The following is a 14064-nucleotide window of genomic DNA, read 5'->3' as shown; positions in this document are numbered from 1 at the left end:
CGCGAGATGTCGCGCCCGCGGGCGCAGGGTCAGAGTCGCTCCAGCACGAAGTCGACGCAGGCGAGCAGGGCCGACACGTCCTCCGGGTCGACGGCGGGGAAGGTGGCGATGCGCAGCTGGTTGCGCCCCAGCTTGCGGTAGGGCTCGACGTCGACGATCCCGTTGCGGCGCAGGGTCGCCGCGATCGCGGCCGCGTCCACGTCGTCGACGAAGTCGACCGTCGTGATGACCTGCGACCTGGCGGCCGGGTCGGTCACGAAGAGGCTCGTGGCATCCCCCTTCGTCGCCCAGTCGTGGATCCGCGACGAGCTGTCGGCCGTGCGGCCCGACGTGAAGGCCAGCCCCCCGGACTCGTTCATCCACCGCACCTGCTCCGCCATGAGCGCGAGCGTCGCCACGGCGGGCGTGTTGAGGGTCTGGTCCTTGCGGGAGTTGTCGATCGCCGCGGTGAGGGAGAGGAAGTCCGGGATCCACCGGCCGCTCGCCGCGAGCTCCTCGGCGCGCGCGATGGCTGCGGGGGACAGGACCGCGAACCAGATGCCGCCGTCGGCGCCGAAGGACTTCTGCGGGGCGAAGTAGTAGGCGTCGGTCTGGGAGATGTCGACGGGCAGACCGCCGGCGCCGGAGGTCGCGTCGACGAGGACGAGCGCGTCCTCGTCCGCGCCGGCCGGGCGCACGACGGGCGCCATGACACCGGTGGAGGTCTCGTTGTGCGGCCAGGCGTAGGCGTCGACGCCCGCGACGGCCTCGGGGGAGGAGAGCGAGCCCGGGTCGGCCGAGCGCAGGTCGGGATCGGCGAGGAAGGGGGCCTTGCGCGTCACCGCGGCGAACTTGCTCGAGAACTCGCCGAAGACGAGGTGCTGGGAGTGCTCGCGGACGAGGCCGAGCGCGGCGATGTCCCAGAACGCGGTCGACCCGCCGTTGCCGAGGACCACCTCGTAGCCGTCCGGCAGGGACAGGAGCTCGCCGAGTCCCTCGCGCAGCCCGCCGACGATCGCGCGCACGGGCGCCTGGCGGTGGGAGGTCCCGAGGACCGTCGAGGCGATGGAGGTCAGGTACGCGACCTGCTCGGCACGCACGAGGGAGGGACCGGAGCCGAAGCGCCCCTCGCGCGGGCGCAGCTCCTCGGGGATCGTGATGTCGTCAGCCACGACAAGGATCTTGGCGCATGACGGTGACTTCGGCCCAACCGGTCCGACGGGTGGGTCAGCCGGCCCTGGCGATCTGCGACGGCCTGGGCTTGGTGATCGTCACCGGCTCGCCCCATCTGCTGGCGGTGAGCGTGGCCTCCAGACCGTTGAGGTCGAAGGACATCTTGCGGATGAGGTCGTCCTCGTCGAGCCACACGTCGTAGACGACCGTCTCGGGCACACCGTCGCCGCGCTCCATGCCGAGCTCGGCGAAGGCCTTGTCGGTGTCGACCTGCGCGGTGTAGTGCGTGGTCGTGGTCCCGTCGACGTCCTCCTCGCCCTTGGTGCCCGCCTTCTCGACCCCCGCGACGAAGGCGTCGAGCTGGCTGCGCATGCTCAGCAGGTTGACCTGGTCGAGGGTCTGCTCGACGAGTGGGTTGCCCGAGCCCTTGGCCACGCGGACCCACTTGGGCGGCTGCTCGAGGTAGTACTGGCCGTCGACGAGCCGGTAGCCGAGCTCCTGCCCGCTGAGGTCGACGTCCATGTCGAGGGCGTCGGCCTCGAGGTCCTGCACGCCGGTCGCGGTCGTGGCCTGCTGGCCGCCGAGGGTCGCCTCGACGTCGATGTGCACCGTCGGGTTGGCCGCGACGGCCGCCTCGAGCCTGTCGGTGAACTCCCGGGCGTCGAAGGGCGTGCCGGTGTAGGTCGAGGTCGCCGTCGGGGCCGCCGTCGACGAGCCGGCGGTGGTGCTCGAGGACGTCGGCGTGGCCGAGGAGGGGTCGGCGGTCTCGGGGGTGGGCGTCGAGGAGTTCGAGCGCCCCCCGGTGGACGAAGGGGAGTCCCCGGACGACTCCGAGGTGGCCGCGTCGGTCGAGCTCGCCCCGGACCCGGCCGTCGGGCCGGGTCCGCCGTCGCCGCCGCAGGCGGCCAGGGCGAGCGCCACGGACGCAGCGACGATCGTCAGCGAGGTCGTGCGCATGTGTCCCCTTCGTCGCCCGTGGTCAGACGGTCGGCAGCGCGTCGTACCCGGGGACCTCGGTGATGTCGCGGGGGCCGGGGCCGATGTAGTTGCTGCTCGGGCGGATGAGGCGACCGGTGCGCTTCTGCTCGAGCACGTGCGCGGACCAGCCGGCGGTGCGGGCGCAGACGAAGAGCGGGGTCATCATCTCGCCCGGCACATCGGCGAAGTCGAGCAGCACCGCGGCCCAGTAGTCGACGTTGGTCTCCATCTTGCGGTCCGGGTAGCGGTCCGCGAGCTCGGCGATCGCTGCCTTCTCCAGCTCGAGGGCGACCTCGTAGCGGGGGGCGCCGAGGCGCCTGCAGGTCTCGCGCAGGACGGCCGCGCGCGGGTCGTAGGCCCGGTAGACGCGGTGGCCGAAGCCCATGAGGCGCTCCTTGCGGTCGAGCGCGTCCTTGACGTACTTCGTCGCGTCGCCGGTGCGCTCGACGCCCTCGATCATGTGCTGGGCGCGCGAGGGGGCACCACCGTGGAGCGGGCCGGACATCGCGCCGACCGCGCCGGAGAGGCAGGCCGCGACGTCGGCGCCGGTCGAGGCGATGACGCGGGCGGTGAAGGTCGAGGCGTTCATCCCGTGCTCGGCGGCGGAGATGAAGTACGCGTCGACGGCCTCGACGTGCTTGGGGTCGGGCTCGCCGCGCCAGCGGATCATGAAGCGCTCGACGATCGTCCTGCCCTCGTCGACCCGGGCCTGCGGCACCATCGCCGTGTTCTGGCCGTGGGCCGACTGGGCGATGAAGGACAGCGCCATGACCGAGGCGCGGGCCAGGTCGTCACGGACCTGGGTGTCGTCGATGTCCAGGAGCGGCTTGAAGCCCCACAGCGGCGCGAGCTGTGCGAGGGCGGACTGCACGTCGACCCGGATGTCACCGCTGTGGACGGGGAGCGGGAAGGGCTCCGCCGGCGGCAGGCCGGGGTCGAAGGAGTCGTCCACGAGCAGGCCCCAGACCCGCCCGAAGGAGACCTTGCCCACGAGGTCGTTGATGTCCACCCCGCGGTAGCGCAGGACACCCCCGGCCTTGTCCGGCTCGGCGATCTCCGACTCGAACGCGACGACGCCCTCGAGGCCGTGCTTGACATCGGTGTCGGACATGGATGCTGCCTCCCTTGGTCAACGGCTGTGCTCGTGCTCATTGAAGCACTCTCGTCGGAGAGGACCGGCCGGTAGCATGCCCGGAGCCGCTCCGGCGGCCACCTTCCCACGATCCACGAGGAGCCCGCCGTGGCACGTTCCCGCCTGGGGTACAGCCCCGCGCTCGACGGCGTCCGCGGGCTCTTCATGCTCGGTTTCATGGCCTACCACTTCGGGGTGGACCAGCTCGCGGGCATGTGGGTGTGCATCAACCTCTTCTTCGTCCTCTCTGCCTTCCTCATCGTGCGTCTGCTCGTGGAGGAGAAGGTCACCCGCGGCGACATCGACGCCCTGGCCTTCTACACGCGGCGGGCCCGGCGCCTGCTGCCGGCGCTCTTCCTCGTCCTCGCCTTCGTCATCACCTACGCCGTCGTGTGGGCCGACGACACCGTGCGGCGCAGGATCGGCGGGGACGTGCTCGCGACCCTCGGCTACGTCATGAACTGGCGACTCGTCGCCGACGGCGACCAGTACTTCGGCACCGCGGGCGGGGCGTCCCCCCTTCGTCATGCCTGGACGCTGGCGATCGAGGAGCAGTTCTACGTCCTCGTCCCCTTCGTCGTCCTCGGGCTCATGGCCGTGGCGCGCTCGCGACGCCTCATCACGCTCGTCCTCCTCCTCGCCGCCGTGGCCTCGGCCGTGTGGACCGCGGTCGTCGGTTTCCACGACGCGGGCGACTACCCCCGCGTGTACTACGGCACCGACACCCGGGCCCAGGCCCTCTTCCTCGGCGCGGCGCTCGGGGTCTGGCTCGCGCCCGGCCGCGGCGGGGTCGTCCCGACCTTCTCCCGGCCCGTCGTCGCGGTCGCGGGGGTCGTCGGTGTGGTCTCGAGCGTCTTCTCCTTCGTCGTCGTCGACCCGTACTCCGGGTGGATGTTCAACCTCGGCGGCATGTTCTTCTTCGCCGTCGGCAGCGTGCTGCTCGTCATCGCCTGCGTCGACGAGCGGCCGAGCTGGGTCCAGACCGTCTTCGGCTGGCGCCCGCTGGCCTACGCCGGGCGCCTGTCCTACGGGCTCTACCTGTGGCACTGGCCGATCTGGCTGGCCGTCGGCGACGGGCGCCTGTCCGACAACGCGATCGTCGACTTCGTCCTGTGCTCCGTGCTCACCGTCGGCATCGCGCACCTGAGCTACCAGCACCTCGAGCGACCGGTCATCAAGCACGGCGTGCGGGGGATCGCCCCGTCGCTGCGCCGCACGCCGGCCGTCGCCGTCGTCGTGCCGATCGCGCTGCTCGCCGGTGGCGGACTGGCCGTCGCCCAGAGCGCCCCGCAGGACGGCAACGACACCGAGGTCGCCGCGGTCGTCCCCGCCGGCCCGCCGCCGGACATCGTGCGCGGCCAGTCGACGTACGCGCCCGACGAGCCGGCTCGGATCGGCGTCTACGGCGACTCCGTCCCCTTCTTCCTCACCGAGCGCTTCCCGCGGGAGACCTTCCCCGGGGTCGAGCTGCACAACTACTCGCGCGAGGGCTGCGACCTGCTCTCCGAGCCGATGAGCTGGGCGCCGGGGTTCCAGATGGGCAACGAGGAGCTGTGCACGCAGATGAAGCGGGAGTGGCCCGGCCGCTTCGAGAGCGCGCAGGACGACGTGCTCCTCGTCTTCGCCTCGCCGCTGCTCGCCGTGCCGCACGTCGTCGACGGCGAGCGCCTCTGGCTCGACGACCGGGAGTACCGCGCCCTCATCACCGACCGCCTCGACACGGTGCGAAGGGAGGCCCTCGACGCCGGCGCGCAGCAGGTCCAGATCGTCAACGTCCCCTGCCGCAAGCCCAACCGGGAGTCGATCCCCGAGGAGTTCCGCGTCGTCTTCGACTCCAGCCCCGAGGTCGTCAAGGAGTACGAGGACCCCCGCCGGATCAACGCGCTCGTCAAGGGCTGGGCGGCCGGCCACGACGACGTCGAGCTCGTCGACCTGCACGGCGCGCTGTGCTCCGACGGCTACCCGGACCGGATCGAGGGCATCCAGGTCTTCAACGACTACCTGCACTTCTCGCCCGAGGGGACGCCGATGGTCTGGAGCTACCTGCTCGGCGAGGTCAGCGACAACTACGCGAAGGCGCGGCCGTGAGGTGGTCCCGTCTCACCGGTGAGCTCACGACCTCCGCCGGCACGCAGCGCCTCGCCGCCCTCGACGGGTACCGCGGGCTCTTCGTCACCCTCGTGCTGCTCTACCACTTCGGCGTCACGGCGCTCGTAGGCGGCTGGGTCGGCATCAACCACTTCTTCGCCTTCTCCGGGTACCTCATCACCCGGCTGCTCATCTCCGAGCGGGCGCAGACCGGTCGCATCGACGTCGTGCGGTTCTACAGGCGGCGGGCCGAGCGGCTCGTGCCCGCGCTCGTCGTCGTGTGCGGCGCGGTGCTCGTCGCCTCGCTCTTCGGTGGCTCGGCCCACCGGCACCGCGACGCCGGTGACGTGCTGGCCTCGCTCTTCTTCGTGCAGAACTGGCGACTCATCGGCCGGGACGACGCGTACTTCGAGCAGGTCGGCAACCCCTCGCCGCTGCAGCACGCGTGGACCCTCGGCGTGGAGGAGCAGTTCTACCTGCTCGTGCCGCTGCTCGTGCTCGCGCTCTTCGCCCTCTTCCGGACCAGCCGCACCGCGCGCCTGGTCGTCGTCGGCGCCCTCGCCGTCGCGTCCACGCTCTGGACCGCCCACCTGGCCGGGCAGGGCGTCGACTTCGCCCGGCTGTACTACGGCACCGACACCCGCGCGCAGGCGCTGCTCGTCGGTGCCGGGGTGGCGGTCCTGCTCGGGCGGGACCACCGCGGTCGACCGGGGCGGCGCCCTTCGCTCGCCGCGACCCAGGCCATCGGGGTCGTCGGCCTGCTCATCTCGCTCTCGGCCTTCTTCGTCGTCGGGCCGCGCAGCGAGTGGCTCTTCTCGAGCGGCGGCATGCTCCTCTTCGCGATCGGTGCCGCGATGATGGGCGTCTCCGCCACCGACCCGCGGCCGATGACGATCAACCGGCTGGCGAGCTGGGGACCCGCGGTCCTGCTCGGTCAGATGACCTACGGCCTGTACCTCTACCACTGGCCGATCCACCTCTGGCTCGGTCCGGTGCTCGACGGGCTGCCGCTTGCGGTGTCGGTGGCCGTGCAGCTCGCCGTGACCGTCGTCGTCGCCTTCGTCTCCTTCCGCTGGCTCGAGGTGCCGGTGCTGCAGCACGGCTTCGGCGTGCTGGTGCCGCGGCGGCCCGGGCCGCCGCGGTGGACGGTGCCGGTCGCGGCGGTCGGGGCCGTGGCGCTGCTCGCGGGCTTCGTCTTCACCCGTCCGGTGAGTCGCGACGACCTCGACGTCCCACCGCTCGTCGCATCCGACGGCGACTTCACCGCGGCCGACCCGCCGGTCTCCTTCGCGCTGCTCGGCGACTCGGTCGGCGTCTCGCTCGCCGACGGCTGGCAGGCGGACGCCTACCCCGGCGTGACGATGACCAGCCAGTCGCGCATCGGCTGCGACCTCGTCGACGCCCCGATGCTCTCCGGCGGGCAGCCCGTGCCCGAGGACGCCTCGTGCGACCGGTGGCGCGAGGAGTGGCCCGGCAAGGTGCGCGAAGCGGGGGCGAGCGACCTGCTCGTCCTGCCCGGTGCGCAGCTCATCGGGGACCACGAGGTCGACGGGCAGACCATCGGCTCCCGCAGCCCGGAGCACGCGGCGCTCGTCCGCCGCACCCTCACCGACATCGAGCGGCGGGCGCACGAGGCCGGCGTCACGCACGTGCAGGTCACGACGATGCCCTGCCGCGAGGTCGACCCCGACAGGCTCGACCCGTCGCTGCGGCAGTTCGCCGGCCCGGTCTCGGACCCCGTCAACATCGCGTGGGTCAACGAGACCGTCACGCAGTGGGCGAAGGGGGAGGGGGACGGCGCCGAGCCGACCTCCGGTGTCCGGCGCGACGTCCTCGACCTGTGGGAGCCCTTGTGCGCCGACGGCTTCACGCCCGAGATCAACGGGGTGCCGCTCTACAGCGACACCGTGCACTTCTCGCCGGCCGGCGCCGCGTCCGTGTGGACCTGGCTGACGCCGCGGGTCGTCGAGGCATCGCAGTCGTCGTCGTAGTGTGGCGCCCATGAGCGCCTCGCCCGACGGGATCATCCCCCGCACACCGCCGTCGCCGGACCACGTGGACTACTCCGGCGAGGGGCTGTCCGAAGGGGAGGTGCCCGGCGCTCCCTTCGCTCTCGTGACGTCGTGGGTCGAGCAGGCCCGGGCGCGCCAGGTCGATCGCGGCGACGTGCCCGAGCCGTTGTCCTTCGCGGTGGCCACGGTGGACGCAGACGGGCGGCCGGACGTGCGCACGGTGCTCATGCGCTTCCTGGACCCGGTGGGGCCGGGGTTCGTCACGAGCCTGGCGTCGACGAAGAGCCGGCAGCTCGAGGCGACGCCCTTCGTCGCGGCGACGCTGACCTGGCCGGCGATGTTCCGCGCGGTCCGCTTCCGCGGGAGGGCCGAGCGGGTCGACGACGCGCACCTCGACGCGTACTTCGCCGGGCGGCCGCGCGGGTCGCAGCTCAGCGCGTGGGTCTCCCACCAGTCGCAGCCGGTCGAGGGCCGCGAGCCGCTCGAGCGGGCCTGGGCCGAGGTCGAGGCGCGGTACGAGGGGCAGGACGTGCCGCGACCGACGGACTGGGGTGGCTGGCGGATCGTCGTGGACGAGCTCGAGGCCTGGGCGGGGCGCAGCAACCGCCTGCACGACCGCTTCCGCTGGACGCGGGTCGGCGAAGGGGGACTCGACGTGGCGAGCGCGTGGCGGGTGGAGCGGCTGCAGCCCTGACCCCGCCCCGGAGACCGGGTGGGCGCCGAGCCGGCCGCCTCACCAGTGGTGCATCGAGGCCCGCACCACGCCGGCGATGTCCTCCTCGGTGACCTCGCGAGGCGCCGTCGCCAGGAGCCGCTGCTGCTGCATGGTCCCCGACACGATGCCGTCGACGTCCGCCTCGCCGTAACCGATCTCGGCCAGACCGGACGGCTGGCCGATGTCGCGCATGAGGCGGCGCAGGACCGCCGAGAGGCGCTCCGGCTCGGGCACGTCCGCGTCGAGCCCCCCCGGGTCCAGCCACCCGGCGGCTGCCAGGTGTCGCTGCGGGTCGGCCTCGAAGGTCAGCGCGAAGGCAGCAGGTGCGGTCGACGCGACCGCCATGCCGTGCGGGACCATCGCCTCGTCCACGTCGTACCCGTCCGGTCGGAAGTCCGAGCCCAGGTCGTGGACCCGACCCGCGACGGGGTAGGCATTGGCGTGCGGCACGTGCACCCCCGCGTTGCCGAAGCCCATGCCCGCGAAGGTCGCCGCGAGCGCCATGTCGGTGCGCGCCGCCTCGTCGCCCGAGACGGCCCCGCGGAAGGCGCCGGCCAGGAGGCGCATCGCCTTCTCCGCGTAGAGGTCCGCGATCGGGTTGGACCCGCAGTAGGGCACCCGTTGCCCGGCGCTCTTGTGCTCGTAGCTCGTGTACGGCCGCGCGGTCCACGACTCGAGGGCGTGGCAGAGGATGTCCATGCCGGCCGACGCGGTGACCCCGGGCGGCTGGGTCGCGGTGAGCTCCGGGTCGACGACCGCGAGGACGGGGCGCAGCCGCTCGTGGCTGATGCCCGTCTTGACCTTCGCTGCCAGCACGTCGAGCACGCAGACCGTCGTGGACTCGGCTCCGGTGCCCGTCGTCGTCGGGACCGCGACGACCGGCAGCACCGGCTGCTCGGGCGCACGACCGCCACCGACGGGCGCGTTGACGTAGTCCATGAGCTCGCCCGGGTTGGTGAGGAGCAGGGAGACCACCTTGGCCGTGTCGATGCTCGACCCGCCACCCACGGCGACGACGGCGTCGAAGGGGGCCGCCCCCTTCGCCCGCTCGACAGCGGCAGCCAGCGACGCATCGCTCGGCTCCACGGCGGCGGAGTCGTGGACCTCGACGCGCAACCCGGCCGAGCGCAGGGCCTCGGCGACCCGCTCCGGGTGACCGGTCGCGGCCAGACGCGGGTCGGTGACGACGAGGGCCGAGCGCGCACCGAGCGCACCCACGTCGTGACCGATCTCGGCGATCGCGCCGGGACCGAACTTCAACCTCGGCGCGGCATAGGTGAAGACCGTCTCCGGCGTGCTCGGGGTGGGCAGCATCATCAGGACTCCCGGTGGACCTTGTGCGCAGCGGCCTGCGCGCGTGGCTTGATGACCATGAGGTCGACGTTGACGTGCTTGGGGCGGGTCGCCATCCACGTGATCGCATCGGCGACGTCCTCCGCGACGAGCGGCTCGGCGACGCCCGCGTAGACCTGGTCCGCGCGCTCGGCGTCACCCTTGAACCGCGTCAGCGAGAAGCCCTCCGTGTGCACCATGCCCGGCGCGATCTCGGTGATCCGCACCGGCTGGTCGACGAGCTCCAGGCGCATCGTCTCCGTCATCGTCGCGAGCGCGTGCTTGGCGGCGGTGTACCCGGCGCCGCCCTCGTAGGAGGTGCGTCCAGCGGTCGAGCCGACGTTGACGATGATCCCCTCACCCGCGACGAGCGAAGGGAGCAGCGCCTGCGTCACGCGCAGGGTCCCGATGACGTTGGTCTCGTACATGGCCCGCCAGTCCTCGACGTCCCCGGTGGCGACCGGGTCGAGGCCGTACGCGCCGCCGGCGTTGTTGACGAGGACGTCGAGCCGGTCGCCGACCTCGGCAGCGAGTGCTCCGACCGAGGCGGCGTCCGTGACGTCACAGGTGACCGCGCGGCCGTCGATCTCGGCGGCGAGCTCGGTGATCCGCTCGGTGCGCCGGGCTGCGCAGACGACCTCGTGGCCGGCAGCGGCGAGGGCCCGGGCGGTGGCGGCGCCGATGCCGGAGCTGGCACCGGTGACGAGGGCGAGGGGGCGGGTCATGAGGTCTCCTCGGCGGGGGCGATCCAGGTGGCGGCGGCGGAGGCGAGGACGCGCTCGCCGTCGAGCAGGGCGGTGCCGGTGTGGCGCTTGCGGCCCTCGCGCCCGGTCTCCCAGGCGATGACGACGAGCTCACGCCCGAGCGGGACCTCGGCGTGGACCGTCGAGGTGAAGGTCCCGAGCAGCAGCGCCTCCTCGCCGAAGCCGACGGTGAAGGCACCCGGGCAGTCCAGCGCCGCGAGCACCGGCGGCAGTCCCTCCTCGGTGAGGGTCACGGGGGAGGCGAGGACGTCGTCGCGGCCGGTGACCGGTCCGACGAAGACGCGCAGACCCCCTTCGGCGTCGGGCCCGCACACGTAGCACCCGGGGTAGGGGTGGCCGGCCGCGTCGAAGCGACCCCACGCAGCCCGGGCCTCCTCGTGCGACACGGGCGCGGGGATCGTGAGGTCGGGAGCAGCGCTCCGGCGGGCGGTGGCGAGCAGCGTCTCCCCGGCGAGCAGGTGCACGGCCAGGTCGGGGCCGTCCGCGACCGACCCGTCGACCTCCCACCGCAGTGGACGCTCGAGAGGCGTCGGGGCGCTCAGGCGTACCGTCGCCGAGGTCAGGTCCCCCTCGGCGGGGACGAGATCGTCGAGTCGTTCGGTGAGCAGGCCGCTGACCCAGCCGCCGTTGCCGCACCCGGGAGGGCCGGCGTGGCGCGCGGTCACGGTGGTCGTCTCGGCTGTGGTGTGCACCACCCCAACCTAGCGACCCGGGGGCGACGGAGAGGATGAGCGGGTTGGCGGGCACGGAGACCTTCGGCTGGCGGCGGATCGCGATCCCCGCCTACGGCCCCACGCTCCTGTCCGCGTCGGCCACCGGCGCGGTCGTGCCGATCGCTGCCCTGCGCGCCGACGAGCTCGGCGCGAGTCTCGGGACGGCCGCCTTCGTCGTGGCCCTCACCGGGGTCGGCCAGCTCCTCGGGGTCCTGCCTGCCGGGTCGCTCGTGGCCCGCATCGGTGAGCGCCGCACCCTCGTTCGCGCCGGCCTGCTCGACGTCGTCGCGCTCGCCGTCGCGGGCTGGGCGCCGTCGCTGTGGCTCATGGCGCTCGCGCTGCTCACCTCGGGACTGGCCTCGTCCGCCTTCTTCCTCGCCCGGCAGGGCTTCATGATCGACGTCCTGCCGCCGTCGCTCCTCGCCCGTGGCATGTCGCTGCTCGGTGGCGCGATGCGCGCCGGGCTGCTGCTCGGCCCGGTGCTGGGCGCGCTCGCGATCGGCCCGCTCGGCCTGCAGGGTGCCTACGGCGTGGCGGTCGTGCTCGCGGTCGGCTCGGTCGCCACGGTGCTCACGGCGCCCGACCTCACCGCCGACCACGAGCGCGCCCGGGCCGCCGAGCCGCACACCGGGGTGCTGCGGGTCGTGCGCCACCACGCCCACCTCCTGCTCACCCAGGGTGTCGGGGCCGCGGTGATCTCCGCCCTTCGCTCCGCGCGCCTGGTGATCCTGCCGCTGTGGGCCGTGCACATCGGTCTCGACGGGGTCGACGCCTCGCAGGTCTTCGCGGTCGCGGGTGCCGCGGAGCTGCTCTTCGTCTACCCGGGCGGCTGGGTCATGGACCGGCTCGGCCGGGTGTGGGTCGTGACCGCGCTGCTCACGGTCGTCTCGGCGTCCTTCCTCGTCCTGCCGCTCGCGGGGACGAAGGGGGGACTGCTCGCCGTCGCGCTGCTCATGGCCCTCGGCAACGGTCTCGGGTCGGGCATCGTCATGACGCTCGGCGCGGACGCGGCGCCGACGCGCGACCGGGCCCAGTTCCTCAGCGCCTGGCGGTTGTGCGGGGAGCTCGGCCACGCCGGCGGGTCGCTGGGGCTGGGTGCGGTGACGGCCCTGGTATCGCTGCCGGCCGCCGCGGTGGTGCTCGCGGCCACCGGTCTTGCCGGCCTGGCGTGGACGAGCGTGTGGATCGCCCGGGCCGACCGCGAGCGGGTCAGGGCATGATGGTGCCCGTGAAGGACCTCATCGACACCACGGAGATGTACCTGCGGACGATCTTCGAGCTCGAGGAGGAGGACATCCCTCCGATGCGGGCTCGGATCGCGGAGCGTCTGGGCCACTCCGGCCCGACCGTCTCCCAGACGATCGCCCGCATGGAGCGCGACGGCCTCGTGAGCCTCGGCCACGACCGTCGGCTGGTCCTCTCCGACGAGGGGCGGTTGCTCGCCACCCGCGTCATGCGCAAGCACCGGCTCGCCGAGCGCCTGCTCGCCGACGTCATCGGGCTCGAGTGGGAGCACGTCCACGACGAGGCCTGCCGCTGGGAACACGTCATGAGCGAGCGGGTCGAGCGCAAGATCCTGGCGATGCTCCCCGAGCACCGGGAGTCGCCGTACGGCACGCCGATCCCCGGCCTCGAGGAGCTGCTCTCCGGCGAGGAAGCCACGGTCGACTACCTCTCGGGGCTCTCGAGCCTCACGGACGTCGTCGACGGGGGCCTCGCCGGCCCCTTCCGGGTGCGCCGGATCGGCGAGACCGCGCAGGTCGACCACGAGGCCCTGGCCCTGCTCACCGAGGCGCGGCTGCGCCCCGGCGAGGTCGTCACGGTGGCGGAGGAGGAGGACCGGGTCATCGTCACGCGGGCCGGCTCGGCCGCGGCCGATGGGGTCTCGCTGCCCCGCGAGGTGGCCGAGCACGTCTTCGTGGAGTCCATCTCCTCGTGACACACCGTGACCTTGGTGTGACATTCCCGTGATCTGCAGGTACGGTTCACGGGTCCACCTCCCCTGGGTGGGCCCGTCACGCGGACGCTGAGTCCTGTCACCGCAGCGACGGTTGTGCAACACACCGCATGGCAGGAGCGGGGGACCCACTCATGGGGCATCGCGGATGCTCCTCGGGGTGAAGTCCTGGGACGCAGCGGATCGCAGGGTCGATCCGGTGTCGCAGGACCGGGCCACACCTCTGGCCCGAACCCGACAGCTGACCTCGCAAGCGGGACAGAGGTAACACACGTGTCGCACAATGTCGGACGCCACCGCGCTGCCGGTCGCTACAACCCGGTGACCGAGCTCGGCCAGATCATCCACCAGACGGGCACCCCGATCGCCAAGGGCTCGGCCGTGCTGGCCGCCTCCGGTGGTCTCATCGCCGCGATCGCCATCCCCGCCCAGGCCGCCACGCCGGCCGCCGAGCTGGACCGGACCCCCGTGCAGACCGCCTCGGCGCCGGCCGCGCTGGCCGCCCCCGCGGTGACCGCGCCGAGTGCCCCGGCCTCGCAGTCCCCGGTGGCCTCCGCCTTCGGCAAGATCGCCGTCGAGCCGGTCGCCAAGCCGACCGGCCCCACGCCGTGGCAGCTGCGCATGCGCGCCGAGCGAGAGGCAGCCCGCGAGCAGGCCGCGCAGGAGCGTCGTGAGGCGCAGGAGCAGGCCGCGCAGGAGCGGGCCGCGGAGCAGCAGGCGCAGGAGCAGGAGCAGCAGACGCAGGAGCGCACCGAGAGCGCGCCCAGCCGTTCGCAGGAGCGTCAGGCGCCCGCGCCCGCGCCCGCTCCCGCTCCCGAGCCGGCCGCGCCCGCCGCCCCCGCGGCCTCGAGCAATGTCATCGAGATCGCCAAGCAGTACATCGGCGTCCCGTACGTCTACGGCGGTACGACCCCGTCGGGCTTCGACTGCTCCGGCTTCACGCAGTACGTCTTCGCCAAGGCCGGCAAGTCCCTGCCCCGCACGACGACCGAGCAGCGGGCCGCGACCACCCCGGTCTCCAGCCCGCAGCCCGGCGACCTCGTCTTCTTCGGCTCGCCGGCATGGCACATGGGCATCTACGTCGGCGACGGCATGATGATCGACGCGCCGCGCACCGGCAAGTCGGTCTCGATCCGGCCGATCTTCGACGGTGTCTCTGGCTACGGCCGCGTCTGAGCGGACCACCCGCACGAAGGGGGCCGAGCGAGCTCGTCTCGCTCG

General features: G+C 73.0%; 12 protein-coding genes and 1 riboswitch. Of the genes, 6 read left to right on the top strand and 6 right to left on the bottom strand.

Annotated features, from left to right (window positions below):
• Positions 1-29 precede the first annotated feature (29 nt).
• The 3 genes from serC to JT1_RS11895 are packed head-to-tail and all read right to left on the bottom strand — an operon-like array spanning position 30 to position 3241.
• The gene (serC, locus tag JT1_RS11905) at positions 30-1151 is read right to left on the bottom strand and encodes a phosphoserine transaminase (RefSeq protein ID WP_169701972.1); all 1122 of its coding nucleotides are present in this window, start codon (positions 1149-1151) and stop codon (positions 30-32) included.
• A gap of 55 nt (positions 1152-1206) precedes the next feature.
• On the bottom strand, positions 1207-2109 hold the full coding sequence (locus JT1_RS11900) for an LppX_LprAFG lipoprotein (RefSeq protein WP_068326664.1): 903 nt from the start codon (positions 2107-2109) through the stop codon (positions 1207-1209).
• A 22-nt stretch (positions 2110-2131) separates the two neighbouring features.
• The gene (locus tag JT1_RS11895) at positions 2132-3241 is read right to left on the bottom strand and encodes a citrate synthase 2 (protein ID WP_068326662.1); all 1110 of its coding nucleotides are present in this window, start codon (positions 3239-3241) and stop codon (positions 2132-2134) included.
• 129 nt (positions 3242-3370) lie between these two features.
• Between JT1_RS11895 and JT1_RS11890 the strand changes: the two genes are divergently transcribed.
• From JT1_RS11890 to pdxH, 3 genes are read left to right on the top strand one after another with little or no spacing between them, the layout of a single operon-like run.
• Positions 3371-5350: an acyltransferase family protein gene (locus JT1_RS11890; RefSeq protein WP_068326659.1), complete on the top strand. Its 1980-nt coding sequence runs from the start codon at positions 3371-3373 to the stop codon at positions 5348-5350.
• The gene (locus tag JT1_RS18425; protein ID WP_068326656.1) at positions 5347-7341 is read left to right on the top strand and encodes an acyltransferase family protein; all 1995 of its coding nucleotides are present in this window, start codon (positions 5347-5349) and stop codon (positions 7339-7341) included. The genes JT1_RS11890 and JT1_RS18425 overlap by 4 nt, the downstream gene beginning before the upstream one ends.
• Before the next feature lie 10 nt (positions 7342-7351).
• On the top strand, positions 7352-8056 hold the full coding sequence (gene pdxH, locus JT1_RS11880; RefSeq protein ID WP_068329134.1) for a pyridoxamine 5'-phosphate oxidase: 705 nt from the start codon (positions 7352-7354) through the stop codon (positions 8054-8056).
• Positions 8057-8095: 39 nt separating this feature from the next.
• Here the strand turns inward: pdxH and JT1_RS11875 are convergent, their stop codons facing one another.
• The 3 genes from JT1_RS11875 to JT1_RS11865 are packed head-to-tail and all read right to left on the bottom strand — an operon-like array spanning position 8096 to position 10865.
• A complete protein-coding gene (locus JT1_RS11875) occupies positions 8096-9394 on the bottom strand; it encodes a hydroxyacid-oxoacid transhydrogenase (RefSeq protein ID WP_068326653.1) in 1299 nt (432 codons plus the stop codon).
• A complete protein-coding gene (locus JT1_RS11870; RefSeq protein ID WP_068326650.1) occupies positions 9394-10134 on the bottom strand; it encodes an SDR family NAD(P)-dependent oxidoreductase in 741 nt (246 codons plus the stop codon). Before JT1_RS11870 ends, JT1_RS11875 begins: the two co-directional genes overlap by 1 nt.
• A complete protein-coding gene (locus tag JT1_RS11865; RefSeq protein ID WP_169701971.1) occupies positions 10131-10865 on the bottom strand; it encodes a hypothetical protein in 735 nt (244 codons plus the stop codon). The genes JT1_RS11870 and JT1_RS11865 overlap by 4 nt, the downstream gene beginning before the upstream one ends.
• Before the next feature lie 44 nt (positions 10866-10909).
• On the opposite strand from JT1_RS11865, the gene JT1_RS11860 reads away from it, so the two are divergent.
• The 3 genes from JT1_RS11860 (at position 10910) to JT1_RS19080 (ending at position 14019) form a co-directional block, all read left to right on the top strand.
• A complete protein-coding gene (locus tag JT1_RS11860; protein WP_169701970.1) occupies positions 10910-12106 on the top strand; it encodes an MFS transporter in 1197 nt (398 codons plus the stop codon).
• Positions 12107-12114: 8 nt separating this feature from the next.
• A complete protein-coding gene (locus JT1_RS11855) occupies positions 12115-12825 on the top strand; it encodes an iron-dependent transcriptional repressor DtxR (protein ID WP_169701969.1) in 711 nt (236 codons plus the stop codon).
• A gap of 112 nt (positions 12826-12937) precedes the next feature.
• Positions 12938-13114: riboswitch (cyclic di-AMP (ydaO/yuaA leader) on the top strand.
• 2 nt (positions 13115-13116) lie between these two features.
• A complete protein-coding gene (locus JT1_RS19080) occupies positions 13117-14019 on the top strand; it encodes a C40 family peptidase (protein ID WP_068326638.1) in 903 nt (300 codons plus the stop codon).
• Positions 14020-14064: the final 45 nt, after the last annotated feature.

It is taken from the genome of Janibacter terrae NBRC 107853 (genome assembly GCF_001591405.1).
Classification (GTDB): domain Bacteria; phylum Actinomycetota; class Actinomycetes; order Actinomycetales; family Dermatophilaceae; genus Janibacter; species Janibacter terrae.
Note: the sequence above shows the minus strand (reverse complement) of the source record. Positions and strands in the feature narration are given on the sequence as shown.